The 25246-nt window shown below is 67.8% G+C and carries 23 protein-coding genes; 11 read left to right on the forward strand and 12 right to left on the reverse strand.

Features of this window, described 5'->3' with window-relative positions; translation table 11 throughout:
* Window positions 1-4: 4 nt before the first annotated feature.
* The 6 genes from AACZ75_RS01060 to AACZ75_RS01085 form a co-directional block, all read right to left on the reverse strand.
* Window positions 5-589, reverse strand: a complete 585-nt coding sequence (locus AACZ75_RS01060; protein WP_339870702.1) for a hypothetical protein — start codon at window positions 587-589, stop codon at window positions 5-7.
* A 15-nt stretch (window positions 590-604) separates the two neighbouring features.
* Window positions 605-2011: an MBOAT family protein gene (locus AACZ75_RS01065; protein WP_339870703.1), complete on the reverse strand. Its 1407-nt coding sequence runs from the start codon at window positions 2009-2011 to the stop codon at window positions 605-607.
* Window positions 2012-3286, reverse strand: a complete 1275-nt coding sequence (locus AACZ75_RS01070) for a GDSL-type esterase/lipase family protein (protein ID WP_339870704.1) — start codon at window positions 3284-3286, stop codon at window positions 2012-2014.
* A gap of 2 nt (window positions 3287-3288) precedes the next feature.
* The gene (locus tag AACZ75_RS01075) at window positions 3289-4212 is read right to left on the reverse strand and encodes a DUF459 domain-containing protein (RefSeq protein WP_339870705.1); all 924 of its coding nucleotides are present in this window, start codon (window positions 4210-4212) and stop codon (window positions 3289-3291) included.
* 130 nt (window positions 4213-4342) lie between these two features.
* Window positions 4343-4756 carry a DUF2177 family protein gene (locus tag AACZ75_RS01080; protein ID WP_339870706.1) on the reverse strand — a complete coding sequence of 138 codons (414 nt, stop codon included), beginning with the start codon at window positions 4754-4756 and terminating at the stop codon, window positions 4343-4345.
* Window positions 4757-4778: 22 nt separating this feature from the next.
* Window positions 4779-5816: a cyclopropane-fatty-acyl-phospholipid synthase family protein gene (locus AACZ75_RS01085; protein WP_339870707.1), complete on the reverse strand. Its 1038-nt coding sequence runs from the start codon at window positions 5814-5816 to the stop codon at window positions 4779-4781.
* 179 nt (window positions 5817-5995) lie between these two features.
* On the opposite strand from AACZ75_RS01085, the gene AACZ75_RS01090 reads away from it, so the two are divergent.
* The 5 genes from AACZ75_RS01090 (at window position 5996) to AACZ75_RS01110 (ending at window position 10477) form a co-directional block, all read left to right on the forward strand.
* Window positions 5996-7384, forward strand: a complete 1389-nt coding sequence (locus AACZ75_RS01090; protein ID WP_339870708.1) for an FAD-dependent oxidoreductase — start codon at window positions 5996-5998, stop codon at window positions 7382-7384.
* The gene (locus AACZ75_RS01095; RefSeq protein ID WP_339870709.1) at window positions 7381-8160 is read left to right on the forward strand and encodes a DUF1365 domain-containing protein; all 780 of its coding nucleotides are present in this window, start codon (window positions 7381-7383) and stop codon (window positions 8158-8160) included. Before AACZ75_RS01090 ends, AACZ75_RS01095 begins: the two co-directional genes overlap by 4 nt.
* A 75-nt stretch (window positions 8161-8235) precedes the next feature.
* Window positions 8236-8943: a CoA transferase subunit A gene (locus AACZ75_RS01100; protein WP_339870710.1), complete on the forward strand. Its 708-nt coding sequence runs from the start codon at window positions 8236-8238 to the stop codon at window positions 8941-8943.
* 2 nt (window positions 8944-8945) lie between these two features.
* Window positions 8946-9605: a 3-oxoacid CoA-transferase subunit B gene (locus AACZ75_RS01105; RefSeq protein ID WP_339870711.1), complete on the forward strand. Its 660-nt coding sequence runs from the start codon at window positions 8946-8948 to the stop codon at window positions 9603-9605.
* Window positions 9606-9646: 41 nt separating this feature from the next.
* Window positions 9647-10477, forward strand: a complete 831-nt coding sequence (locus tag AACZ75_RS01110; RefSeq protein WP_339870712.1) for a hypothetical protein — start codon at window positions 9647-9649, stop codon at window positions 10475-10477.
* Between the two features lie 18 nt (window positions 10478-10495).
* On the opposite strand, the gene AACZ75_RS01115 is transcribed toward AACZ75_RS01110, so the two are convergent.
* The 6 genes from AACZ75_RS01115 to flgK all read right to left on the reverse strand — a co-directional run bounded on the left by AACZ75_RS01115 (window position 10496) and on the right by flgK (window position 17154).
* Complete coding sequence (locus AACZ75_RS01115; RefSeq protein WP_339870713.1) at window positions 10496-11101, reverse strand: ABC-type transport auxiliary lipoprotein family protein; 606 nt, start codon at window positions 11099-11101, stop codon at window positions 10496-10498.
* A gap of 5 nt (window positions 11102-11106) precedes the next feature.
* The gene (locus AACZ75_RS01120) at window positions 11107-12045 is read right to left on the reverse strand and encodes an MlaD family protein (RefSeq protein ID WP_339870714.1); all 939 of its coding nucleotides are present in this window, start codon (window positions 12043-12045) and stop codon (window positions 11107-11109) included.
* Window positions 12046-12058: 13 nt separating this feature from the next.
* Complete coding sequence (locus tag AACZ75_RS01125; RefSeq protein WP_339870715.1) at window positions 12059-12862, reverse strand: ABC transporter ATP-binding protein; 804 nt, start codon at window positions 12860-12862, stop codon at window positions 12059-12061.
* Window positions 12859-13974 carry an ABC transporter permease gene (locus AACZ75_RS01130; protein ID WP_339870716.1) on the reverse strand — a complete coding sequence of 372 codons (1116 nt, stop codon included), beginning with the start codon at window positions 13972-13974 and terminating at the stop codon, window positions 12859-12861. The genes AACZ75_RS01125 and AACZ75_RS01130 overlap by 4 nt, the downstream gene beginning before the upstream one ends.
* Before the next feature lie 142 nt (window positions 13975-14116).
* Entirely contained in the window at window positions 14117-15037 is a 921-nt protein-coding gene (locus AACZ75_RS01135) for a flagellin (protein ID WP_339870717.1), read from the reverse strand.
* Window positions 15037-17154: a flagellar hook-associated protein FlgK gene (gene flgK / locus AACZ75_RS01140; RefSeq protein WP_339870718.1), complete on the reverse strand. Its 2118-nt coding sequence runs from the start codon at window positions 17152-17154 to the stop codon at window positions 15037-15039. Before flgK ends, AACZ75_RS01135 begins: the two co-directional genes overlap by 1 nt.
* A gap of 393 nt (window positions 17155-17547) precedes the next feature.
* Between flgK and AACZ75_RS01145 the strand changes: the two genes are divergently transcribed.
* The 6 genes from AACZ75_RS01145 (at window position 17548) to AACZ75_RS01170 (ending at window position 25233) form a co-directional block, all read left to right on the forward strand.
* Entirely contained in the window at window positions 17548-19098 is a 1551-nt protein-coding gene (locus AACZ75_RS01145; protein ID WP_339870719.1) for a flagellar hook-length control protein FliK, read from the forward strand.
* Between the two features lie 3 nt (window positions 19099-19101).
* Entirely contained in the window at window positions 19102-19791 is a 690-nt protein-coding gene (locus tag AACZ75_RS01150; protein WP_339870720.1) for a flagellar hook capping FlgD N-terminal domain-containing protein, read from the forward strand.
* Window positions 19792-19864: 73 nt separating this feature from the next.
* Complete coding sequence (gene flgE, locus AACZ75_RS01155; protein ID WP_339870721.1) at window positions 19865-21322, forward strand: flagellar hook protein FlgE; 1458 nt, start codon at window positions 19865-19867, stop codon at window positions 21320-21322.
* A gap of 174 nt (window positions 21323-21496) precedes the next feature.
* Window positions 21497-21781, forward strand: a complete 285-nt coding sequence (locus tag AACZ75_RS01160) for a DUF1153 domain-containing protein (RefSeq protein ID WP_300443519.1) — start codon at window positions 21497-21499, stop codon at window positions 21779-21781.
* 115 nt (window positions 21782-21896) lie between these two features.
* Window positions 21897-23108 carry a tRNA 2-thiouridine(34) synthase MnmA gene (gene mnmA / locus AACZ75_RS01165; RefSeq protein WP_339870722.1) on the forward strand — a complete coding sequence of 404 codons (1212 nt, stop codon included), beginning with the start codon at window positions 21897-21899 and terminating at the stop codon, window positions 23106-23108.
* Between the two features lie 190 nt (window positions 23109-23298).
* On the forward strand, window positions 23299-25233 hold the full coding sequence (locus AACZ75_RS01170) for a S9 family peptidase (protein WP_339870723.1): 1935 nt from the start codon (window positions 23299-23301) through the stop codon (window positions 25231-25233).
* The last annotated feature ends 13 nt before the right edge of the window (window positions 25234-25246 follow it).

Genomic DNA, 25246 nt, shown 5'->3' on the forward strand with positions numbered 1-25246 from the left:
TCGGTCAAGGCGCAACAGCAGCCGGACCGTCGGCGGGACGCTGGCCGATGAAACGCTGGTCCCGGGCAGTCTCATAGGACTCGCGAACCGCCGTGCGCGGCTGGTCCGCCCCCAGCTGCGCCACCTGTTCGGCCCACACATCGGCGAGTTGCTGCACCGTCGAACTCACCCAGCCCGGCGGCTGCTGCCGCGACCAGTTCTGGAGCGAGGCGGAGTTGAAGACCAGCATGAACGCGGTCAGCAGCAGCAGGCTACGGCTGGTCCAGCGCCGGTCGCGCGCCGCCACCCCTTCGTCGTCGAGCGGCGGGGCCGGCGGGAAGGCAAACCGGTGCAGGGCACTGAGCCTGTGTTCCAGCGTCGGCAGGTCATGGGCGTCGGCCCCGGCGTTCCAGTCACTGACGGGGTCGACCGGTGCCGTCCCGGGCTCGGGATCGGACCCGGCCTCCGTCCCTGCCTCGGTGCCCGGAGTCGGCTGCTCCCACGCCGTGCGTCCCTGTTCCAGCGGCGGAAAGGGGGACTCGGGGTCCGGCACCGGAAAAGGATCCGGCCGGGGATCGGTGTCGTCGTGAGGATCGTGATCGTCGGTCATGGTTCTGCCAACGCCTCAGAACTGGAAATAGATGAAGGGCGCGACGCCGTCCGGACGTACGGCCTCGACCAGCAGGAAGGCCCCGCCCAGCAACAGCGCCAGGGTCAGCGACGGGGCGGTCTTCAGCCGCTCGGCCAGGCCTTCGATGGCGCGCGGCGGCAGCCAGTGCATGGCCAGACCGCCGACGATCAGGGTCAGCAGCAGCGGCGTCAGCATCACCGTCGGCTGCCACCAGCGTCCCAGGCCCGTCAGCACCTGCATGGCCAGGTCGAAGTTCTCCGCCCGGAACAGGATCCACCCCAGGCAGACGATGTGGAAGGTGATCAGCACGCCGAGCACCGGATGGATCACCCGCCGCTCGCCGAAGGCGGCCCGGCCGATCCGCTCGACCACCTGGACTCCGCCGTGCAGCGCCCCCCAGGCCAGGAAGGTCCAGGCCGCGCCGTGCCACAGCCCGCCCAGCACCATGGTGATGAACACGTTGAGGCTCGACGAAACCAGGCCCTTGCGACCGCCGCCCAGCGGTACGTACAGATAGTCCCGCAGCCAGCTGGACAGGCTGATGTGCCAGCGCCGCCAGAACGACTGCAGCGACCCGGCCCGGTACGGCTGGTCGAAATTGCGCGGGAAGGAATAGCCCAGCAGGGCCGCGGTGCCGATCGCCATGTCCGAATAGGCCGAGAAGTCACAGTAGATCTGGACCGCATAGCCATAGACGGCGGCGACCATGTCCAGCGTCCCGTAGGCGGTGGGATCGAAGAAGACCGGATCGACCAGACGGACCGACAGTTCCGAGGCGATCACCGTCTTCTTGAACAGACCCCAGACGATCAGCAGCAACCCGTGCGTCGCCATCGCCCGCGTCAGACGCGGCGTCCGGTCGAACTGCGGCAGCAGGTCCGAGGCCCGCACGATCGGTCCCGCCACCAGATGCGGGAAGAAGCTCATCAGCAGCATCACATCCAGCAGCGAGCGCGCCACCGGCGTCTTGCGCCGATACACATCGACCACATAGCTGATGCCCTGGAAGGTGAAGAAGCTGATCCCGACCGGCAGGATCACCTGCAACAGCGGCAGGTCCCGGCCCCAGCCGAACTGGTTCAGCAGTTCGGCCGCCTGCTCGATGAAAAAGCCGTAGTATTTGAAGAATCCCAGCACCAGCAGGTTGAAGGCGACGCCCAGCCCGACCAGCCATTTGCGTCGGCTGTCGTCATCACTGCGCGCGATCGCCGCCGCCACGCCCCAGTTGAGAACGGCGCTCAGGATCAGCAGGCCGACAAAGCGCCAGTCCCACTGGGCGTAGAAGAACCAGCTGGCCAGCAGCAGGAACAGCTTGCGCCGCCCGTTCTCGCGATCCAGCGACCAGCTGGTGAAATAGACGAACAGGAAGAAGACGCCGAAGGCCAGGGTGGGGAACAGCATCTAGTCGCCCTGCCCCGCGGCGGCCTTCCAGCCGTCAAAGGCCGCGGTCAGGTCGGCGGCAAACACGGCACCGATCCAGTCGGCGCCGACGGAGGTGAAATGCACCCGGTCGCCGCGCATGTACGGATCGGGCATCAGAGCCAATCGGTCCGCTGAACAATCGCCGCCCATTCGCCCGTGCCAGTCCCAGAACGCCACACCCATGTCGGCGGCCACCCGGCGCTGCACATCGCGGACCACCGCCAGCGACGGCGGCGGTCGACGCTGACCGTCGGCACTGCAGCCGCCCGCGACGCCCGTCCGCACGGCATCCGGCGCGCCCATCAGCAGCAGCGACGCCGCCGGGGCCAGTCGCCGCATTCGCCCGATCTGATCCCGCAGCAGGGTCTCATAGGCGGCCCGGTCCAGCCCGTCGTCGAACCCCTCGTTGGTCCCGTAGGCCAGGATGACCAGTTGCGGCCGCCAATAGGCCAGCTCGGTCGCGGTCACCGCCTCGTCGCGGGCGGCGAGATCGCGCAGTGTCGCCCCGACCACGCCGAGGTTGGAAACGATCACGCCGGGTCCGCCGGTCGCCAGCCACACATCATACAGCGGCACACCGGGCCCGACCGGCGTCAGGGTGATGGCCTTGGCCGTCGTCGACAGGTCGATCTCGCGGCACACGGGGCCGGCCTCGGGCGCGGCGAAATCGGCCACCACCTCGCCGACGGCCGTGCGGAGGCGGATCGCGCCGCTGCCCGGCCCGGCCTCGCCGCACAGGCCGAGGACCCGCGGTCGCCCGCCCCATTCCGGCGTCAGGGTCAGGACCGGATCGGTCCCGAAGCGGACGGCGCGGATCCCGGGCAGACCGACCCCGACGCGACTGTAGCCGGTGGCCGGGCTCAAGGGTTCCTGGGCCAACGTCCAGTCGCGCGCCTCGACCTGAACCTGCATCGGGCGGTAGCCGTCATAGGGAATTCCGGGTGGCAGGACCCCGCGCCCGCCGTTACCGAACCGGACCTGCAACGCCGCCCGCACGGCACCGGTAATCCGGTCCCCGGCTGTATGGCTGTCGCCGATCTGCAGGATGTGGACCGGCCGTTTGCGCTGCCCGGCCTCGGTCGCGGCCAGCGCCTCGAACAGTCCCGCCAGAGCTTCCGTCTGGCACAGGCCGCCGGGACAGACCGGCATGCCGGCCGAGGGCACCGCCTGCGGGACATAGGCCGTCTGGGCCGGCGCGGGTCCGGAAAGGGCCAGAGCCAGGACGGCCGCCGTCAGGGCGGAGCCGGTCCTCATCGTCAGGCGGCGGGTGAGACAGGCGGGGTGACCGCGGACACCAACCCCGGGCTGGCCGCATCGGGCCGGGGCCGGTCCAGGCCGGCATCATGCTTCAGGGTCGCCGCGACCGGATGGCCGATGCGCAGATAGCCGGCCATCGACATGTGAATCCCGTCATTGGCCCGCATCAGGGTACGACGGCCGGACTCGGTCGGCAGATAGGCCTCATAGCCCCCGGCGTCATTGGCGGTCAGGGGCACGGTGTCGATATAGGGCACGTCCAGCGCCGCCATCCGTGCCGCCACCACATCATTGATCAGGCTCATCCTGGCGTCGAACGACTCGCGCTTCATGCGCGGCAGGCCGACCCAGTAGACGGCGACGTCACGACTGCGCAGCAGGGCCACCAGGTCATCGACCCGTTTGGCATAGGCCGCCTTCCAGCCGTCGCTGCCGAACGGATGCACCTCACCGTCCAGACTGATGCCCTGGGCGTCATTGGTGCCGAACAGGATGACGGCGACGTCCATCGGCTGTTCGTCCAGCTGGCGCGCCGTCTTGGCCTGGATGTCGACGTAGTCGTAGCGCGACAGGCCGGTCGACACCTCGCTGAATTTGGTGACCGATACGCCGGAGACGCTGTTCAGGTCGCGGTACAGGGCGGCCCACAGACCGTCGGCCATCGAGTCGCCGAACACGCCGATCCGCAGCTGTCCCCGGGCCATCCGGGTTGTCAGCGGCGTCACCGCCGGGCGGGCGGCGACCACGACCGCGGGCGGCGGCGCGGGCTCGACCGGGATCAAGGCCGGGGCCGAGGCATTGGCCGAACCGCCCAGCATCAGCGTCGGATGGCGCAGCCAGGCGCGACCGTCGGGCGTCAGGATCAGCCCGGCCAGCACGCCGACCACAAAGGCCACCGTCAAAGCATTGATGCCTGCCCGCACGTCCGTCCCCCGGCATTCGACCGATGGCGTGGTTAAGCCATCCTACCGGGAACATTTGTAGCGCATTGGCGCGCGTCCGCCACCGCCTGCCCCTCGCGAGCGAACAAAAAGGTTAATGCCGCGCGCCGCTTCAGGCCTTTGCGGGTCCGGCCAGTCTTCCCGCGAAATAGCCGCCGGTGGCCGAAACGGCGGTCAGCACCGTGCCCCAGCACATGTCGACGATCGTCAGCTGGGTCGACCACTGGACCAGGGTCGCCTGGTTGGTCAGGTCATAGGTCGCATAGGCGACGAACCCCAGCACCGCCCCGTTCAGCGTCGCCCGCCGCCACGACCCGGCCTTCAGCGCCGGCAGCACCGCCAGGAAGACGGTGCCGAAGATCGACACCAGATAGAAGACCACCGCCGCCCGCATGTCCGGGGCCGGTGCCAGCAGCGGCCCCAGCAGTGGCTTGTAGAACCGGTCGGTCATCGTGGTCAGCCAAACGGCGTCGATGGCGGCGAAGGTCAGGCCGGCCCCGAGATAGGCGAGGATGAAGCGGATCATGGGTGGTCCTCCTGTACGCCGGTCACGCCGGCTTGAGACGATAGTGGCTGACGGCCCAGGTGCGGCCATCGTCATTGCCGAACAGTCCGGCCGTGGCCAGGTAGAACCGCCGCCAGCGCCGCCGCCACAGGGCCGCATCGGCCCCGTAGGTCTGCTGCATCAGCTCCATCACCCGATCGGCATTGGCGTCCATATTGGCCAGCCAGTCATTGGCGGTGCGCTGGTAGTGGGTGCCGCTCCACACCCATTCCTGCTCGACCGTGAACAGGTCGGGGAACTGCCGGATCAGCCCGCGACTCGGCATCACCCCGCCGGTGAAGAAATGCCGGGCGATGAAATCCTCGCTGTCGGTATGATCGAAGCGATAGGGCGCGTCGCGATGGGTGAAGACATGGATGAACATCCGCCCGTCCGGCTTCAGCCAGCCCCGGGCCCGTTCCAGCAGGGTGCGCCAATTGGCCATGTGCTCGAACATCTCGACCGAGACGATCCGGTCGAAACGCCCCTCACCGGCCCGTTGCGGGTCGAAATCATTCATATCGCAGGTGATGACGGTCAGATTGGTCAGACCGCGCGCCGCCGCCTGGGCCTCGATATGGCCGCGCTGACCGTGGCTGTTGGACACGGCGGTGATGCGGGCCCGCGGATAGTGTTCGGCCATCCAGAGACTCAGGGAGCCCCAGCCGCAACCGAGTTCGAGAATGGTCTGGCCGTCGGACAGGTCAGCGTGGGCGCAGGTCTCGACCAGGGCCGCCGCCTCGGCCTCATCCAGCGTGGTATCGCGCTCGGGGTACAGGCCGCACGAGTATTTCAGCTGGCTGCCGAGGCAGATCTCGAAGAACTCGGGCGGCAGCTCATAGTGCTGCTCATTGGCCGCCGCCGTGTGTTCGGCGATGGCATGACGGCCCATGTCCGCGGCGAAGGCCGCCTCATCATGCGGGCCGTCCCGGTCCAGCCGCCGCCGCGCCTCGGTCACCAGACTGTCGATGGCCGGCCGGGCGACAAAGTCGGGAAAGGGGGCGTCCTGAAGCTTGCGGATGGCGGCATTGGCGAGGGACATGGGCATTCCGGGTTAGGGGGACTGAAGGACGTCGTGATCGCCCGGGCCTGCGGAACGTCCCGGGGGACTCCACCGTTGCACCGGTTGAACCTTTGCAAATACGAAGCTGATGGCCGGACGGATGACATCCGTATCGGGTCTGGCCCCGTAGCTGTGGATCTGACCGCCACGGAGTCCCCATGAGCCCCCACCTCGTCGCCGAAACCCCCGCCGCCGGTCCCGGCCAGCGTATCGCCGTGATCGGGTCCGGCATCTCCGGCCTGTCGGCGGCCTGGCTGCTCTCGCAGAAACATACGGTCACCCTGTACGAGTCTGCCGACCGGCTGGGTGGCCATTCGCATACGGTCGAGGCTCCGTCGCCGGCGGGACCGATCGCGGTCGACACCGGCTTCATCGTCTACAACGCGGCCAACTATCCCAATCTGACCGCCCTGTTCGATTATCTGGGCGTGCCGACAAAACCGGCCCACATGTCCTTCGCGGTCTCGATCGACGACGGGGCCTTCGAGTATTCCAGTCACGGCCTGCGCGCCCTGTTCGCCCAGAAGCGCAACTACGCCAGTCCCAAATTCTGGCGCATGATCGGCGACCTGCTGCGCTTCCAGAAGGAGGCCCCACGCGACCTGCCCGCTCTCGAACTCAGCGGCATGACCCTGGACGCCTATCTGACCCTGGGCGGCTACGGCCCCCTGTTCCGCGAGGCCCATCTCCTGCCCCAGGCGGCGGCGATCTGGTCCTGCTCGATGGGACAGATGGCCGGCTACCCGGCTGCTTCCTTCATCCGGTTCTACATGAACCACAACCTGCTCAAGCTGGACCTCAAGCCGACCTGGCGCACCGTCGACGGCGGCAGCCGCGAGTATGTGCGCCGCCTTGCCGACGCCTTCACTGGCCAGGTCGTGACAGGGGCCGACATTGCCGGTGTCATCCGGGGTCTCGACGGGGCCGCCCTGCGTTTCGGCGACGGTCGGCTGGAACGGTTCGACGCCGTGGTCATCGCCACCCATTCCAACCAGGCCCTGGCCCTGCTGGAGGCCCCGTCGGCCGACGATCGCCGCCTGCTGGGAGCCATCCCCTACCGTCCCAACCGGGTGATCCTGCACCGCGACACCGACCTGATGCCGAAACGGCGCAAGGCCTGGGCCGCCTGGACCCATCTCGGCTATTCCGACCGCGCCGGCGAGGGCGGTGTCACCTACTGGATGAACGAGCTGCAGAGCCTGCCCGGCCCGCCCCTGTTCGTCAGCCTCAATCCGGCGCGTGAACCGGACCCCGGCCTGGTCATCGGCGAATGGGACTATGAGCACCCGGTGTTCGACGCCACCGCCGTCACGGCCCAGGCCGAGCTCTGGTCGCTGCAGGGGCGGCGCAATGTCTGGTTCGCCGGAGCCTGGTTCGGCTCGGGTTTCCACGAGGACGGCCTCCAGGCCGGTCTGGCCGTGGCCGAACAGCTGGGCGGCGTTCGCCGTCCCTGGACCGTCGCCAACGAGAGCGGACGGATTTCACTGCAGGACACCGCTGCCCCGACGGAGACGGCGATGCGTTCGCTGATGGACCGGGTGGCGTGACGGCGGATCACAGCGCCCTCTACGTCGGCCGGGTCGAACACGCCCGGGTCCGAACCATCCGCCATGCCCTCGGCTACCGCGTCTTCATGCTGTTGCTGGACCTCGACCACATCGAGACCCGCCTCGACCGCCTGCGCCTGCTCGGCCGCGGCCGGATCGGCCTGATGAGCTGGCGCGCCGCCGACCATGGCGATCGCTCGGGACGCCCCCTGCGCCCGCAGCTGGAGGCTCATCTGGCCGAGGCCGGGATCGATCTTGAAGGCGGCCCGATCCGTCTGCTGACCATGCCCCGTATCCTCGGCTACGGCTTCAACCCGATCAGCGTCTACTTCTGCCATCGACCCGACGGCCCGGTGGCGGCCCTGATTTATGAGGTCACCAACACCTTCGGCGAACGCCACAGCTATCTTGTGGCCCGGCCCGTCGATACCCCGGGCCCGATCCGCCAGACGGCCGACAAGACCTTCTTCGTCTCGCCCTTCATGGACATGGACCTGACCTATGATTTCACCGTCCGCCCCCCGGCCGAGGGCGTGTCCGTGGTCGTCGCCGTCCGCCGCGGTGACATGCCGATTCTGACCGCCAGTTTCGCCGGCGCGCGTCGCCCCCTGACCGACGGCCAGCTGCTCCGCGCCTGGCTGACCCACCCCCTGCTGACGTGGAAGGTCATGGCCGGAATTCACTGGGAGGCCCTGCGGAGCATGATCAAGGGGGCCCGCTATCGCGACCGGCCCCGCCCTCCGCACAGACCCGTCACCCTGGGTCGCGCCCTCTGACCCTTGCCCCCTCGCCGTCCCCGGACTAGAGACGGGGTAGAGGCTGGTTATTCATCATATGATGAAATGAGGAAGTTGATGCGGAAGATCTATGCCGATGCGGCATCTGCGCTGAAGGGTCTGACCTTCGACGGCATGACCGTCATGTCCGGCGGTTTCGGCCTGTGCGGCATTCCCGAACACCTGATCGCCGCCCTGCGCGACAGCGGTGCCAAGGGGCTGACGGTCATCTCCAACAATGCCGGCGTCGACGGCTTTGGCCTCGGCCAGCTGCTGGAAACCAAACAGATCGCCAAGATGATCTCGTCCTACGTCGGTGAGAACAAGGAGTTCGAGCGCCAGTATCTGGCCGGTGAGCTGCAGCTGGAGTTCAACCCCCAGGGCACCCTGGCCGAGCGCATCCGCGCCGGCGGGGCCGGCATCCCGGCCTTCTTCGTCAAGACCGGGGTCGGCACCCTGGTGGCCGAAGGCAAGGAAGAGCGCACCTTCGACGGCGAGCGCTACATCATGGAGACCGGGCTACTCGCCGACCTGTCGATCATCAAGGCCTGGAAGGCCGATGAGCGCGGCAATCTGGTGTTCCGCAAGACGGCCCGCAACTTCAATCCGATGATGGCCACGGCAGGCAAGGTCACCGTGGTCGAGGTCGAGGAGATCGTCCCGACCGGCTCGCTGGATCCGGACTGCATCCATACCCCCGGCATCTATGTCGACCGCATCGTCAGGACCGTGTCCGAAAAGCGCATCGAACAGCGCACCATCCGCCAGAAAGAGGGCGTCTGATCATGGCCCGTACCCGCGAACAACTGGCCGAACGCGCCGCGCAAGAGCTGCAGGACGGCTTCTACGTCAACCTCGGTATCGGCATCCCGACCCTGGTCGCCAACTACATCCCGCACGGCATGGAGGTCACCCTCCAGTCCGAGAACGGCATGCTGGGCATGGGACCCTTCCCCTATGACGAAGACGTCGACGCCGACCTGATCAACGCCGGCAAGCAGACGATCACCGAGATCCCGGAAAGCAGCTATTTCAGCTCGGCCGACAGTTTCGCCATGATCCGCGGCGGCCATATCAACCTGTCCATCCTCGGGGCCATGGAGGTGGCCGCGAACGGCGACATCGCCAACTGGATGATCCCCGGCAAGCTGGTCAAGGGCATGGGCGGGGCCATGGACCTCGTCGCCGGCGTCAAGCGGGTCGTCGTGGTCATGGACCACGCCAACAAGCACGGCCAGTCCAAGGTGCTGAAGGCCTGCACCCTGCCCCTGACCGGCACCGGCGTGGTCAGCCGCATCATCACCGACCTGTGCGTGTTCGACGTCAAGCCGGACGGTGCGGGCCTGGAACTGATCGAACTCGTCGACGGCGTGACCCTGGACGAGGTCCAGGCGAAGACCGAGGCAAGCTATACGATTTCCGAAAAGCTGAAGTCGCTGGCATAGTCCTCCCGATCGGCGCTGGGGCCGGACCAGGGAGGGTGACAATGGCGGCTGATGGCTCATACCGCGTGACGGGCGGCGCGCCCCTGCCCGATCCCGCCCGCGTGGCCGCGATCGCGGCGACTCTGGACACCGATCCCCCCGAAGCCTTCGCCGAGCCCGCGCGTGCCGCCGCCCTCGACCGTCTGGAGCGCGCCCTCGGTGCGGTTCGCACCGGCGACCTGACCGAGGCCGCGGCCCAGCTGACCCACGCCCGTTCGGTGCTGCAGGACCTCGCCCCCACCGCACTGGAGACCCGCAAGGGCCTGGGCGGTCTGTTCGACAGCCGTGGCCGTCGCCTGAAACGCTTCCGCGCCCGCTTCGCCACCGCCACCGCCGGCCTCGCCGACGTGGCCAGCGACATGGCCGAGCGGATCGAGAGCGTGGGCCGGCGAAACGGGGCGCTGGACAGTGCCTGGAACGATCTGCGCGACGTCGTCGGTGATCTGGACACCCATCTGAGCGCCATCTTCGCCCGCGCCACCGCCGCAGACCCGTCCCCCCTGCGGCAACGGGGGGAAGCCCTGGCCGCCGGCCGTCAGGCCGCCCTGCAGACCCTGCCCCTGATCCGTCGGGTGCAGAATACCGATGCCCGTATGGCCGAGAGTCTGGGGCTGTGTCGTCAGGGTATCGACACCTGGCGCGACGACTGGACCGACGGACTGGGTCTGGCCGGACGCCGCCCGAAACGGGTCCGGCCCGATCAGACACGGCTGGCACGGACGCGGGACGCCTTGCTGGCCCGGATCGACAGCGCCTTGGCGGAACTGGACACGGCGCAGTCCCGGCGGGTCGAGATCGCCGCCCGGATCGAGGCGCTTCGCCGTCCCCTGTAGACAGAGCCCCGGACCGACTCAGGTGCCGACGGCGGCCTCGGTCCAGTCGACGATCTGGGTATTCAGATCCCGCGTGGCGATGTCGAAGGCCGCAACGATGCTCGACACCCGGTTCTCGGCGGCCGGCTGCGACACGGTGAAGGTCCGCTCGGACACGACGGTCCGTTCCGGCAGGCGCAGCATGCGCGCCGTCGCCGAAATCACCACCAGCGGCGCGGCACCCGGTCGCTCGTAGCGCGACTCGAAGGTGCGAACATCGATGTCCAGGGTCCGCGTGGCCGGGGTCAGCTCGCGCCGGGCGATCAGTCTCACCCGGTTCGACTGCGACAGAAACGCCTCGTGCAGGCTCTGGGCGTAGAGGTCTTCGGCCGGAGACACCCAGCGGGCACCGGCGATATAGGCCGCCTCCGTCCCGGTAATGCCCAGCATCCGGTCGCCTTTCGACGCCGCCGGGAACTCGATCCGGCGCAGTGCCACCTGGACCGGCGCGGCCAGAACCGGGCCGTCGCCGGGCTCCGCTGTGACCCCGAACCGATAGAGCTGCACGGGGTCCGGCGTCGCCAGCAGAGAACACCCGCCCAGAACCGCGACCGTGGCCGTGACAGCCGACAGACGAACAAACATGCCGATCATGGCCGGACCTCGATTTCGGTGGAGGGGGGACGCCCGATGAAGTCGCGCGGACTGGCGCGGACCTCGTCGATCAGGCTCTGCAGGGAGTCCGTGGCGTCCTCGAGGCCCTGGATCGCCTGCATCAGCTGCGGCACGCCTTCGCTGGCCACATTGCCCAGCGGACCTTCAAGGGCATTGGCCGTACGGTTGATCGAGGCCAGGGCCGTCCGGGCGTCGGCGGTGGCCCGGTTGATGTTGCCGACGGCCGCTCGACCGTCACCGTCGACCAGGACGCGCAGGCTGGCCCCCAGCTGCTGGTATTCGTCGATCGCGGCATTGGCCTTGGTCAGCGACTGTTCCAGCTGCTCGATCATGCCCTTGCGGGCCTCCAGCTCGGTGGTCAGCGACTCGGCGTTCTTCAGGCTGGTCGAGAACGAGCGGATATTGTCGTCCGACAGCACCCGGTTGATGCGGTTCAGCGCATCCACGGTCTGGGCCAGCACCGTGCCCGATCCCGACAGCAGTTCGGCGATCGGCGACGGCTGGCTCTGCAACACCGGCACGACATTGTCAGGGTACTGGGCCTTCAACAGCGCACTGGTCGGGGTACCGGCGGTGATCTGGATATAGTTCAGGCCCGTGATGCCCTGAGGCTCCAGCTGGGCACGCGAGGTGACCCGCACCGGCGTGGTGGCATCGATGCGAATGCGGGCGATGACCTCATCGCTGTTCTTGGGATCCAGGTTCAGGTCCGTCACCTCGCCGACGCGGATGCCGTTGAAATTGACGTCGCCGCCTTCGGACAGTCCGCGAACCGGGCCGTAGAAGACGATGTCATAGACGTCGTAGTCGTTGTTGAACTGCAGGCGGGCCAGCCAGATGGCAAATACCGCCAGCGCCACCAGAAGGGCGATCGTGGCAATGCCGACGGCGGCATAGTGGGCGTCTCGTTCCATCGCTCCGCTCTCCTCAGGCGGCCTTCGTGGCGGCGCGTCCGCGCGGCCCAAGGAAGTATTCTTTGATCCACGGATGATCGGAACGTTCCAGCTCCGCCACCGTGGCCTTTTCTATCACACGCTTGTCGGCCAGCACCGCCACCTTGTCACAGATAGCGTACAGACTATCGAGATCGTGGGTGATCATGAAGACGGTCAGCCCCAGATCGTCTGACAGGTTCCGGATCAGGGAATCGAACGCCGCGGCCCCGATCGGATCCAGCCCGGCCGTCGGCTCGTCCAGAAACAGGACCTCGGGATCCAGGGCGAGGGCCCGCGCCAGCCCGACCCGCTTGCGCATCCCGCCCGACAGTTCGGCCGGCTTCAGATGATGGGCTTCCGGCCCCAGGCCCGCCATGGCGATCTTCATCTCCGCCAGTTCGCGGATCATCTCCTTCGGCAGACGCGTGTGCTCGACCAGGGGCGAGGCCACGTTCTCCAGCACGGTCAGCGACGAGAACAGCGCCCCCTGCTGGAACAGCGTGCCGGTCCGCTGCTCAATGTCGGCCGCCTGTCCCTTGGTCATCTCGGAGATATCATGACCGAAAATACGGATGGTGCCGCCGTCGGGTTCCTTGAGGCCGATGATGCTGTTCAGCAACACGGTCTTGCCCGAACCGGACCCCCCGACAATGCCCAGGACCTCGCCCTTGACCACGTCCAGATCGAGGTTGTCGTGAATGACCCGCTCGCCGAATTGACTCAGCAGCCCCCGAACCTCGATCAAGACCTCGGGAGCCGGCTCGACCGGGGCGAAAGGCTGCACCGGCGCGGTCACCAGTTCAGCTCCAGGAAGATCAGGGCGAACACGGCGTCCAGCAGGATGATGGCGAAGATCGCCTGAACCACGGCGGCGGTCACCCGACGCCCCAGCGACTCGACGTCCCCTTCGACGGACATGCCCTGACGGCAGCCGATCGCGGCCACGACGATGGCGAACACCGGAGCCTTGATCATCGCCACCCCCATATGCGTGCCGATATCGGGAGTGTCGGCGATCCTCTGGATGAAGAAGGCCGGGCCCAGGTCCAGCTGGGCCCAGGTCACCAGCATGCCGCCGAACAGACCGGCGATCATGCCGACGAAGGTCAGGATCGGCAGCATCACCAGCATGGCCGCCAGCCGGGGAATGACCAGGGCCTGGAACGGATTGACCCCCATGACCTGCATGGCGTCGACCTCCTGGTTCATCCGCATCGAACCGATCTCGGCCGCGAAGGACGAGGCCGACCGGCCCGCGAGCAGGATGGCGGTGATGACCACGGCAAACTCCCGCAGCACCGAGACCCCGATCAGCTGGACGGTGAACACCCCGGCCCCGAACTGGGTCAGCAGGTCGGCGCCGAGGAAGGCGATCACGGCACCGACGAAGAAATTGGTGGTGGCGATAATCGGCAGGGCATCCAGTCCGGCGCGCTCGGCCTGGCTGACCCAGGCGGGCCAGCGAATGCGACCCGGACTGGCCAGTGCCGCCCCCGTGGCGACCATCAGCCGACCGAGAAAGGCCAGGGACATGACCGCCTCGTGGCCGATGTCCTCGACACCCCGTCCGACCTTGGCAAAGGCACGGGTAAAGCCGTCCGCACGCTTGCGCGGCTCGACGCTCTCGCGTTCCAGCCGCTCAACCATCGCATAGATGCGCCCCGCCTCGGGGCGCGCGGCCCAGACCGACGCGGGCAGAAGGGATCCTGTGGCCTTCACGATCGACAGGGCCCCGGCGGTGTCGAAACGGCCCATTTCATCCAGTTCCAGCCGCGCGGGCGTCTGCGCCTTCAGCGCCGCTTCCAGCCGCCGCGAAGCCCGACCCAGACCGGCCGTGGTCCAGTCGCCGCTGAGGCGGAGCACCAGCCCCGCCTCGCCGTGCTCAATCTGGAAATCCGCGCTGATCATGTCTCTCACTAGCCGGGGCTCGGGACTTTGCCCATGCTCTTTGCTCCCGGCGCGCCATGAACGCCGGCCGGGCGTTACCGTTCGGCCACGGCCCCCGGTTGTAGCTGCGGCCTGACGGCCGGACGCGACACCGACGCGGCGATCAATTCAGATAGTTCAACAGCGAGACCTGGCTCAGCTGGCTGATAACCTGGGCCGAGGCCTGGATCGCAACCTGTGACAGCTGCAGATCGGTGATCGCCTGGGCCATGTCGGCGTCGGTCTTGGTCGACAGGAGTTCATCCAGCGACGTCTTCTGCTCGGTCTGTGACTTCAGGATCGCATCAACACGGTTCTGCATGGCCCCGTTGCGCGCCGCCATGTCGGTAATTTTGGTGCGGGCGACATCGAACCGCGACAGCTGACTGGTCAGGAAGTCGCGGGTCGCGTCGCTCATCGGGTCGGCGATGGGCGTGGTGCCGTGGAAGGTCTGAATGTCGCGGAAGATCTGGAACAGGTCGCTGCCGATCTCGTTGGCAAGGAAGCTGGTATCCATGCGCGAGCCCTCGTCCAACCGTGAGGTCTGCTTCAGGCTGTCATTGACGAAACTGTCTGCCACCGTCGGTGCTGCGGCCAGATCGCTCAACGTCATGGACACAACCGGTGCCTTCTCGACGCTGCCTCCGGCGAACAGGTAACGTCCCTGGTGCCGGGCGTTTAGTCCGTCCTGGGCGACCTGAAACTGGTTCTGCAACTGCTGCATCAAGCCATCGACACGACCGGATGCGAGAGCGTCGGCGATCGCCTGCCGTCCGCCGCCGGCACCGTCCGCGATCCGTTCGAAGGCCAGATCCTGGGCACCCAGCCGGGCCGACACGGTCTCGCCGGTGTTGATGAAGCCCTGGATCCGGCTCTGCATCGACTTCAGGGCGGTCAGGGTTTCCGAAGCCCGGCCGAACCCGGTCAGATCCGTGGCCACCTTCTGCGTCGAGATGCGTCTTTGCGCGTCCTGGGCGCGCACCTGGGTGTTCATCAGCTCCGCCAGGGCTGAATGATAGTTTCCGGCGGTCGAAACCCTGGTCATCACACCATCCCCAGCAAGACGTCATACATGTCCTTGACGGCCTGGATCAGGCGCGCCGAAGCGTTAAAGGCTTGCTGATAGGTCGTCATCAGCACCAGTTCCTCGTCGAGATTGACCCCTTCAAACGCGACCTGACGGGCGGCCGCCTCGGTCTGAAGCGCCGTGGCGCTGTCGGAGCGGCTCTTCGACAGCTTCGCCTTGCCGCCGATTTCTCCGGCCAGCTCCGACGCATAGCGCGAGACACTGATCGACCCGCCGGATGAACTGCCGGCCGCCTCGAACCGGGCGGCCCGCTGACCGGCGTCGGCCAGCAGCAGGGCTCCGCGCCCGTCACCGGTCGTCAGCGCGGCCGTGCCCGGCGCAGCGGACAGGTTGAGCTGGGCCAGGGCCAGTTTTGATGGGTCCCGGTTGATGTCGGTCCGAAGGGTAAAGCCGTCCGCGCGCGAGGCCCGGACCCCGGTCCCGATCCCGAACAGTTCGGTCAGCGACACGCCCGACGGCACCTGGGTGGTTTTGTCATTGATCACCGACATGGCCGGCGGCGGACTTCCCAACCCCTTGAAGGTCAGGGCACCGGAGGCCGGGTCCAGCGTAAAGGCACCGTACCGGCCGACGCCGGTCGCGGGATCGTTCAGGGCCGTCAGCAGCTCGGCCACCGTTCCGGTGCCCCCCGGAACCGTGACCGTCAGGTCCCGCATCTTGGAGCCGTTGGCGTCCACAAAACGGAAGGCCACGGTCTCGCCGGCGGTAAAGCCGTGCAGCGATGCCGTCGTCAGCCCCGTATCATACAGCGCCACGCGATCACTTGAGGCCAGGTCATTGAGGCCGAAATAGTGTGAGAAGCCGCGCCCGGCCTTGGCGCTGGGCGAGGCCGGGTCGTCCGCGATGGCGACGCCGTTCGGGCTGGTGGCCGCCAGGCTCAGGACCCCGCCGTTGAAGCTGGCCGTGGCCGCGCCGCCCAGTTCCGTATTCAGCACGGCCAGGAAATTGGCCGGCGTCGCCGCCGAGCCGTTGATGGTCATCGACGCGCCCGAGAATACAATGTCAGCCCGCGCCTGAATGACCCCGGCGGCATTGGTCACGGCGACGGTCGTACTGCCGGTGAAGCCGGCCACGGCCGTTGCCAGCGACTGGCCGACATTGCGGCCGGTCAGGGTCGACGGCGGCGGAACGGCACTGTTGGCATTATGGGCGCGGTTCAGCTCATCCGCGATCCGGGTCATCATCTCGCCCAGCCGTGCGGCGGCCTCGGGTGCCTCGGTGTCGCGAAGTTCCACCAGCCCCTTGATCTCGCCGGACACCACACTGTCCAGCAGGGGACGCTTCTGACCGCCGGGTTCGGTCACCCAGATCTCGCTGAACGACGTCTCGGCATTGACCGAGCCGGCGCGGTTGTATTCCAGCTTTGCGTGACCCTGCCCGGCCAGCAGCACGCCGCTGCCCGTGCGGATCGAGACGCCACCGACGGCCCGGACGGACACCCGGATGTCCATCAGCGAGGACAGCTGGGAAATCAGCGCGGCCTGGGCGGTTTCGGCCCCCGACGAGTCGCCGGAGACGGCAGCGGCCCGGGAGATCTCGACATTCAGTGCCTCGATCTGCTCCAGCAGGGCGTTGCCGGTTTCCGTGGCGCTCTGGATCCGCCCGTCGGCATCCTCACGCACGGACTGAATCTGCGCCGCGATGCGACTGGCCTCATCGAACAGGGCCTGGACCTTGAACAGGGCCTCCTGGCGGCGCGGGGCCGACACCGGATCCTCAGCCCCGGCGGCGAAGGCCGAGAAGATGTCGTCGACCTGGGAAAAGAAGCCCGCGTCTCCCGGATCGCCGAACAGGGACTGGATCCGGTCGTACAGTTCGTAGCGCACACCCTGGCGGGCCGCATCCGACGCCGAGTTGAGACTCGCGGCCTGAAGGAAGCGGTCGGTGGCCAGACGGATGCGGGCAATATCAACGCCCGCCCCGATCCCCTGGTTGGAAACGGCGACCTGGTCGGCGATCTTGCGCACATAGCCAGGCGTGTTGACGTTCGAGACATTGTCCGAGACCACACGCAACTGGGCCTGGGCGGCCGTCAGGCCCGACGAGGCCGTGTTCATGATGGCGTTCAGCGACATCAGAGCGCTCCCGATGACATGACAACCCCGCCGCCCGGCAATCCCTGCCAGCCGATGTGCGCTTTTTGCCCGGCCCGATCGCTCACCGATCCGGCTAGGTCATTGAATACATGGGGCATCACGATTTTTACCGCGTTCATACCCGAACAGGTGCGCAAGGGGCGGGCCAGACCCGTCCGCCCCTGACTCCCGGGCGGAACCAGCCGGGCAAAAAACGTCACGGCGCGGCAAGATTCGACCGCCCCGCGCCTGGATGCCGGCTGGCTACGGTTATATTTTTCGCTTTATTTTCGCACAGTTACGACGTTTTTTCGAGGTGGCCCGCGACTTGCGACACCCCTGACGAACCCTTGGGCGCAGCAAGCGCCGACTGTATCCAGGCCTCCGGCACCCATGTCCGCTGCAAGTCTCTTCTCCATCGTCGCCCCGGCCCCCGCGCCGGTCGCCGCCTCAAGGGCGGTCGACGCCCATGGGGACTCCGGATTCGACCGGATGCTGGGCGAGGCCATGGATGTCGACACGGAACGGGCCCGTTCCGCCGGCAAGGGCGACTCGCCCCTGACCGGCACCGGAGCCGCCCCGCCCCGCCCGTCCTCCGGGCCGGTGACCCTCACCGAAGAGGACACCGTCGCTGACGTCGCGGACGAAACAGCCCTGGACGCGACTCCGCCCGCCCCGGACGGGGCAGCGGCCGCGGTCCCGCCGCCCCCCGTCGACGAGGTCCGGCCGCCGGTCGTTGCCGTCGACAAGGGGGCCGACGGGCCCCAGGTCCTCCCGGGTCCACCGCCCGCAGCCGTCATGCCGCAGGACGCGCCGGTGCCGCAACGCCCGCCGCTCGACGGAAAGGGCACGACCGGTCCGCAGGTACTGCCCGCCCTGGACGAAACCGCCCCGGCACCGGTGCCGGCACAGAACACGCGCGCCGGCGCGGCCGATCCTCGCCCGGTTCTGCCGGCCATGGCCGCCACGGCCGAGGGACCCCAGGTCCTGCCGGGCGTCGCGCCCGTCCCGGCCGCAGGCAAGTCCGGCGACCGTCAGATCCTGCCCGGTACCGACGCCGCCGCCCAGACCGGCACGGCCGCCGAGCCGGCCACCCCGGCGGTCACCGCCGCCGGCACCCGGGCTGCGGCCGCCGCCATGGCCGCCCTGGCCCCGGCCGTCGCGCCGCCCCCGACACGTCCGCTCGCCGACCGGACCGGAACCATATCCAACAGCGTCCGCGCGACCGGCGAGCGCGCCACGGGGGCCGGACCGTCCGCTGCGGCCCCTGCGACGGGTTCCGTCACGGCCGCTGCCGTGCCGCCGGCAGGGGCTACGCTGACCGCGCCCGAGGCCACGTCACTGTCGGATCGACCGCTGACTCAGGGCAACGCTGTCCCGGTACCCCCAGTCGCCGATGCGCCCGACGTCACGGTGAAATCGCCCGTCGACCAGCCGCCGGCCGAGACCCCGCCCGCACCGGTCTCCCAGACCGGCACCGCGTCGCAGACCTACAGCCTGTCCAACCTCTCCAATGCCGCGGTTGAGGCCACAGCCCAGTTGGCGGCCCAGATCATTCGCCGGCTGGACGCCCGTTCGACCCGGTTCGAAATGGCGCTGACACCCGATAATCTGGGACGGGTCGACGTCAGCCTCGACATCGACGAGCACGGCCGCCTTGCCGCCCGGCTCGCCTTCGACAACCCTGCCGCCGCCCTCGACATGAAGGGGCGCGTCGATGAGCTGCGCCGTCAGCTCGAAGCCGCCGGCTTCCATCTCGCCGACGACGCCTTCCAGTTCGCGGAGCGCGACCGCTCGTCCGGCGAGGCCTTTGACCGCCGCCAGGGCCGCGCCTTTGCCGCCGCCTCCCGCCTGTCTGATGAAACCGACGCCGCTGCCCCGGTTACGGCACCGCGCTGGATGTCCCTGTCCCTGACGCCTGACCGCGTCGATATGAAAGTCTGACCGATGGTTGCCGCCGTCACCGCCGCCACAGCCACCGACCGCACCGATGCCGGTCGGACCGCCATGGCCACCAATTTCGAGACCTTCCTCACCCTGCTGACCGCGCAGCTGAAGAACCAGGACCCGCTGTCGCCGGTGGATTCCAACGAGTTCACCAGCCAGCTGACCCAGATGTCGGGCGTCGAGCAGCAACTGCTGACCAACGACCTGCTCACCAGCCTGCTGGCCGCCCAGCAGAGCGGCGGTCTGTCGGGAGCCGCCAACTATATCGGCAAGGACACCACCGCCGCCTGGTCCGCCATGAAACTGGACGCCGGCAAGGCGACCTGGAGCTATGAACTGGCGACCGACGCCGCGACCGCCGACCTGCAGGTTCTCGACGGCGGCGGCCGCGTGGTCTGGAGTGGACCGGCCCCGAACCGCACCGAAGGCACCCACGACTTCGTCTGGGACGGCAAGACCTCCGCCGGGGGCCAGTTGCCCGACGGCGGCGTCTATACCCTGAAGGTCACCGCCAAGACCGGATCCGACGAGACGGTCACCAGCCAGACCCTGGTTCGCGGCCGCATCACCGGTGTCGAGCTCTACAACGGCGAGCCCTATCTGACGGTCGGCAACTCCATCCTGCCGCTGTCCTCGGTGATCGCCCTGCAGGAGCGCGCCGCCCCCGTCCCACCGGCGGGCACAGCATGATCCCGTCCCTCTCCGGCGCGATGCGCCCTTCCTTCCATCCGATTGAAATCGCTATTTCCTGGAGTTCCAAGTCATGAGCATCAACAGCGCCCTGCTGGCCGGCGTGTCCGGCCTGACTGCCAACGCCGCCGCGCTCGCGGCCATTTCCCAGAACATCGCGAACGTGAACACGGTCGGCTACAAGCGCACGACCGGCGAGTTCGCCACCGTGGTCAACACCCAGAGCAACGGGGCCGGCTACTCTGCGGGTGGCGTCCAGGCCAGTGCCCGCCACTTCACCAGCCAGAACGGCCAGCTGCAGCGCACCACCTCCTCGACCGACCTGGGCATCGCCGGTCAGGGCTTCTTCGTGGTCACCGAAAAGGCTGAGGATCTGACCCCGGCCGACACCCGGCTGTTCACCCGCGCCGGAGCCTTCCGCGTCGACAACCACGGCTTCCTGAAGAACACCGCCGGCCTGTATCTCCAGGGCTGGCCGATCGACAGCAATGGCTCCATCAACATCGATCCCTCCGACCTGACGCGCCTGAAGACCATCAACGTCGGCTCGGTCGGCGGCACCGCCGAGGCCACGACCCGGATCGAGCTGAACGCCAACCTGCGGTCCAGTCAGCCGATTTCCGTCGCGGCATCGGACGCCGCCCTGGTGCCCGCAGGCCCCAATGCCTATAGCCCGGCCACCAACTCCATGGCCATGTGGGATCCGGAAACCGGAACCGGCGTCAAGCCCGACTTCGAGCTGACCATTCCGGTCTCGGACTCCAAGGGCGGACAGAGGACGGTCGCCCTGTCCTTCCTGAAGAGCGATGTGCCGAACCAGTGGCACGCCGAAATCCGGGCCATTCCGGCGAGTGACGTCGTCACCGGGGCAGGCCTCGCCAACGGTCAGCTCAAATTCGGCAAGGTCGCCTTCACCCAGGACGGTCGCCTCGACGTTGACGCCATGCTGGCCATGCCGGCCGGCGAGGCCTTGTTCCCCGACGCCACGGTGGCTGCGCTCAATTTCGGAGCCTCCGACGCGGCCGCGCCCGCCGCCGGGGGATTCAACTGGGCCCCCAGCCTGGGTATCGACAATCAGAGCGTGGCCTTCGAACTCGCCAACGCCGCCGGCGGCCTGACCCAGTACGACAGCGCCTCGGTCGTGCAGGCCACGCTGACCAACGGTACGGCCTTCGGCAACCTGTCGGAGATCAAGATCGACGAGAAGGGCTATGTCACGGCCATCTTCGACAACGGCGTGACCCGGCAGATTGCCCTGGTTGCCCTGGCCACCTTCACCAGCCCCGACAGCCTCTCCCAGGTCAGCGGCAACGCCTTCCGGGTCACCCAGAGCTCGGGCACGTTCAACCTGAAGGGGGCCGGCAGCGGCGGCGCGGGCCTGATCGGGGCCTCGCAGCTGGAAGCCTCGACGGTCGATCTCTCCGCCGAATTCACCGGTCTGATCACCACCCAGCGGGCCTATTCGGCCTCCTCGAAGATCATCACCACCGCCGACGAGATGCTCGCCGAACTGATCAGCATCAAACGCTGATCCGCAAGTAACTGATCGTTAGGTTCAATGAATCGTCGCTTTACCTTTGGCCGTTCAGTCATCAGTGGAGGAAGGGATTTTATTCTTTCCTTCACCACGACCCTTAAACGGCCTTTAGCTGAGCCGGCCTACATTCACATCTCAGATGGTGATTGGTGAATGAGGCTTAAGCCCATGCTGCAAGAGCGACGCCTTAACAGTAAAGGCGAACAATACGTGGTCGGACCAACGGGTACGCCCCTGACCCTGGGTGATCTGCCGCCGCCATCCACCGACCGGTGGGTGATCCGGCGCAAGGCCGAAGTGGTGGCTGCCGTTCGCGGCGGGCTGCTCAGCCTTGACGATGCCCTGACGCAATACCGTCTGACGGCCGAGGAATTCCTCGCCTGGCAGAAGGCGATCGACAAATGGGGCATGCAGGGTCTGCGCACGACGCGGATCCAGCACTACCGGGGCTAGCTCCCCAACTCTCTCCCCCCCGAAGACAGCGGCCGCTCCCGGAAACGGGGGCGGCCGTTGCCGTTTCCGGGCCGGATTGCGCCCCGGCCTCGAATTCGCACCGCTTTCCCCCTAAATGGGGGCCATGACGTTGCTTGAGCCCACCTGCCCCGTGCCCACCTTCGCGCCCGCCGACATGGACGGGGCGATTGCGGCCGCGCGCGCAGCGGTCGGTCTGCCGGTCGGCACCCGCGTCGTGGCGGCCATGTCGGGCGGCGTCGATTCCACCGTGGTCGCGGCCCTGCTGCACAAGGCCGGTTACGATGTCGTCGGCGTGACGCTGCAGCTCTATGACCACGGCGCGGCCCTGAAGAAGAAGGGGGCCTGTTGCGCCGGTCAGGACATCCATGATGCCCGACTGGCGGCCGAGAGCCTGGGCATCCCCCATTATGTGCTGGATTACGAGAGCCGCTTCCGCGACGCGGTGATCGACCAGTTCGCCGACTCCTATCTGGCCGGCCAGACGCCGGTGCCCTGCATCCGCTGCAACCAGACGGTCAAATTCCGGGACCTGCTCGACGTCGCCCGCGACCTCGGGGCCGAGGCCATGGCCACCGGCCACTATGTGCGCCGCGCGGTCGGTGCCGACGGCCGGGCCCAGATGCGCAAGGCGATCGACCATTCGCGCGACCAGTCCTATTTCCTGTTCGCCACCACACCGACCCAGCTCGACTATCTGCGCTTTCCGCTGGCCGACCTCGAAAAGCCCCAGGTGCGCGGCGTCGCCGCCGAGCTGGGGCTGAAGATCGCGGCCAAGCCGGACAGCCAGGACATCTGCTTTGTGCCGAACGGCGACTATCGCACCCTGATCGACAAGCTGCGTCCCCAGGGCCGCGAGGCCGGTGAGATCGTACACATGGACGGCCGGGTTCTGGGCACCCACGCCGGTATCACCGACTATACGATCGGCCAGCGCCGCGGTCTCAACGTCGCCGTGGGCGAGCCGCTGTTCGTGACGAAGCTCGATCCCGACAACCGCCGCGTCATCGTCGGCCCGCGTGAGGCGTTGCTGACCGCCGCCCTGACCCTGGATGAAACCAACTGGCTGGGCGACCAGCCGACCATCGTGGCGGCCGCCGAGGCCGGCACCCCGGTTCTGGCCCGCGTGCGCTCGACCCGGCCGCCCTCCCCCGCCCGCCTGGCCCTAGCCGACGGCGTGATCTCGGTCGTCTTTGCCGAAGGCGAGGAAGGCGTGGCTCCCGGTCAGGCCTGCGCCCTTTATGATCCGGCCGACCCCGACCGGCTGCTGGGCGGCGGTTTCATCCAGGCCACCACCGCCGTCGCCTGACCGAAGCTGCGTTGCCGGGGCGTTCGCCCCGCCCTGCGGCCCGCCCGCCGAGTTTTACTATCCACGTGACGCCATCGCGCGGGATCGCTGGCCGGCTGCCTCCCCACCGAACATTAAATTGCCGACAGGTCGCATCCGTTGTGATGAGATGACGCCTCACCCATGGACATTCATCCAGCAAGGATCCGCCATGCGCCCGACCGTCTGCCTCGTCTCCGTCTTCGCCCTCATGGCCGCCGCCCCCGGGGTCATGGCCCAGACCCCCGCGCCGACGGCCGTTTCCGCCGAGGCCGCGACCCTGCGTACCTACACGGCCGCCGAATTCTACCAGACCCGGAACTACGGCATGTCCAGTCCCGCAGGACTGGGCTTTTCCGCGGACGGCCGGTCGATCCTGATCAGCAGTGACGAGACGGGGGTATTCAACGCCTGGGCCCTGCCGGTCGCCGGCGGCCCTCCCGTGCCGCTCAGCACATCAACGACCGTAGCCACGCGGGGCCTGAGCTATTTCCCCGGGGACGACCGTGTCCTGCTGGCGGCCGACAGCGGCGGCGGCGGCAGCGAACTGACCCACGTCTATGTCCGGGAACTGGACGGGACTGTCCGCGACCTGACCCCGGGCGACAACGTCAAGGCCGACCTGCTGGGCTGGAGCGCCGCCCGCGACGTCTTCTACGTCACGTCCAACCTCCGCGACCCTGAGGTTTTTGACCTCTACGCCTATGATGCCGACACCTATGAAAGCCGGCTGGTGTTCCAGAACCCCGGCATGTTCATCGCCGACATATCGCCCGACGGGCGCTGGCTGGCCATCGACAAGCCCAACACCAGCGCCGACAGCGATGTCTATGTGGTCGACCTTCAGGGCGACGGTGAGCCGCGCCTGGTCACGGCCCACGAGGGCGCTGTGGCCCACGGTACCTATGCCTTCAGCCCCGACAGCCGCCAGCTGATCTATGGCACGGACGAACATGGCGAGTTCAACCAGGCCTGGACCCATGACCTGACGACCGGTGCCAAGGCACCGCTCATCCAGGCAGACTGGGATGTGCAGTTCGTCAGCTGGTCGCCGTCGGGTCGCTATCGGGTTTCGGCGCTGAACGCGGACGCCTCGACCGAACTGACCCTGCTCGATACCCGCACGGGCCAACCGGTCCGTCTTTCCGGCCTGCCGGCCGGCAACCTCGGCCAGGTGCGTTTCAACGCCGACGAGACCCGCATCGCCTTCACCGTCTCGTCCGATACCTCGCCGAACGACGTCTACACGGCCGATCTGACGACAGGCCAGGCACGGCGGCTGGTGACGGCGCTCAATCCCGACATCAACGAGGCCGATCTGGTCGAGGCCCGCATCGTGCGCTACGCCGCCTCCGACGGAACCATCATTCCGGGCGTCCTCTACCAGGCGCGCGGGGCCTCCGCGGCCAATCCGGGCCCGGCGATCGTGCTGGTTCATGGCGGTCCGGGCGGCCAGAGCACGCGCGGCTATTCGCCGATGATCCAGCATCTGGTGAACCATGGCTACACGGTGCTGGCGGCCAACAACCGGGGTTCGTCCGGCTATGGCAAGACCTTCTTCCACATGGACGACCGCGCCCACGGAGAGTCCGACCTGCAGGACATTGTCGACGCCGGACAATGGCTGCGCGACCAGGACTGGGTCGCCGACGACCAGGTGGCGGTGATGGGCGGCTCCTACGGGGGCTATATGACCGCCGCGGCCCTCGCCTTCCATCCCGAGGCCTTCGAGGCCGGCGTCAACATCTTCGGCGTCACCAACTGGGTGCGCACGCTGGAATCCATCCCGGCCTGGTGGGGGCCGCAGCGCGATGCCCTCTTCGACGAGATGGGCGATCCGGCGACCGATGCCGAACGTCACCGCCGGATCTCGCCGCTGTTCCACGCCACCAACATCCGCCGCCCGATGCTGGTGGTCCAGGGGGCCAATGACCCGCGGGTCCTGCAGGTCGAGAGTGACGAGCTGGTCGCCGCTATCCGCGCCAACAGCGTGCCCGTGGAATATGTGCTGTTCCCGGACGAGGGTCACGGCTTCCAGCGCCGCGACAACCGCATCACGGCTCAGGAGGCCTATCTGACCTTCCTGGACCGCTACGTGCGCAAATAGGGGCCGCATGCCG

The organism is uncultured Brevundimonas sp. (genome assembly GCF_963975535.1).
Taxonomy (GTDB): domain Bacteria; phylum Pseudomonadota; class Alphaproteobacteria; order Caulobacterales; family Caulobacteraceae; genus Brevundimonas.

Bases quoted from the DNA above. Each gene is read 5' to 3' on its own strand.
- AACZ75_RS01060 (WP_339870702.1), bottom strand. From the start codon at position 589: ATGACCGACGATCACGATCCTCACGACGACACCGATCCCCGGCCGGAT.
- AACZ75_RS01065 (WP_339870703.1), bottom strand. From the start codon at position 2,011: ATGCTGTTCCCCACCCTGGCCTTCGGCGTCTTCTTCCTGTTCGTCTAT.
- AACZ75_RS01070 (WP_339870704.1), bottom strand. From the start codon at position 3,286: ATGAGGACCGGCTCCGCCCTGACGGCGGCCGTCCTGGCTCTGGCCCTT.
- AACZ75_RS01080 (WP_339870706.1), bottom strand. From the start codon at position 4,756: ATGATCCGCTTCATCCTCGCCTATCTCGGGGCCGGCCTGACCTTCGCC.
- AACZ75_RS01085 (WP_339870707.1), bottom strand. From the start codon at position 5,816: ATGTCCCTCGCCAATGCCGCCATCCGCAAGCTTCAGGACGCCCCCTTT.
- AACZ75_RS01090 (WP_339870708.1), top strand. From the start codon at position 5,996: ATGAGCCCCCACCTCGTCGCCGAAACCCCCGCCGCCGGTCCCGGCCAG.
- AACZ75_RS01105 (WP_339870711.1), top strand. From the start codon at position 8,946: ATGGCCCGTACCCGCGAACAACTGGCCGAACGCGCCGCGCAAGAGCTG.
- AACZ75_RS01110 (WP_339870712.1), top strand. From the start codon at position 9,647: ATGGCGGCTGATGGCTCATACCGCGTGACGGGCGGCGCGCCCCTGCCC.
- AACZ75_RS01115 (WP_339870713.1), bottom strand. From the start codon at position 11,101: ATGTTTGTTCGTCTGTCGGCTGTCACGGCCACGGTCGCGGTTCTGGGC.
- AACZ75_RS01120 (WP_339870714.1), bottom strand. From the start codon at position 12,045: ATGGAACGAGACGCCCACTATGCCGCCGTCGGCATTGCCACGATCGCC.
- AACZ75_RS01130 (WP_339870716.1), bottom strand. From the start codon at position 13,974: ATGATCAGCGCGGATTTCCAGATTGAGCACGGCGAGGCGGGGCTGGTG.
- AACZ75_RS01135 (WP_339870717.1), bottom strand. From the start codon at position 15,037: ATGACCAGGGTTTCGACCGCCGGAAACTATCATTCAGCCCTGGCGGAG.
- flgK (WP_339870718.1), bottom strand. From the start codon at position 17,154: ATGTCGCTGAACGCCATCATGAACACGGCCTCGTCGGGCCTGACGGCC.
- AACZ75_RS01145 (WP_339870719.1), top strand. From the start codon at position 17,548: ATGTCCGCTGCAAGTCTCTTCTCCATCGTCGCCCCGGCCCCCGCGCCG.
- AACZ75_RS01150 (WP_339870720.1), top strand. From the start codon at position 19,102: ATGGTTGCCGCCGTCACCGCCGCCACAGCCACCGACCGCACCGATGCC.
- flgE (WP_339870721.1), top strand. From the start codon at position 19,865: ATGAGCATCAACAGCGCCCTGCTGGCCGGCGTGTCCGGCCTGACTGCC.
- AACZ75_RS01160 (WP_300443519.1), top strand. From the start codon at position 21,497: ATGCTGCAAGAGCGACGCCTTAACAGTAAAGGCGAACAATACGTGGTC.
- mnmA (WP_339870722.1), top strand. From the start codon at position 21,897: ATGGGGGCCATGACGTTGCTTGAGCCCACCTGCCCCGTGCCCACCTTC.
- AACZ75_RS01170 (WP_339870723.1), top strand. From the start codon at position 23,299: ATGCGCCCGACCGTCTGCCTCGTCTCCGTCTTCGCCCTCATGGCCGCC.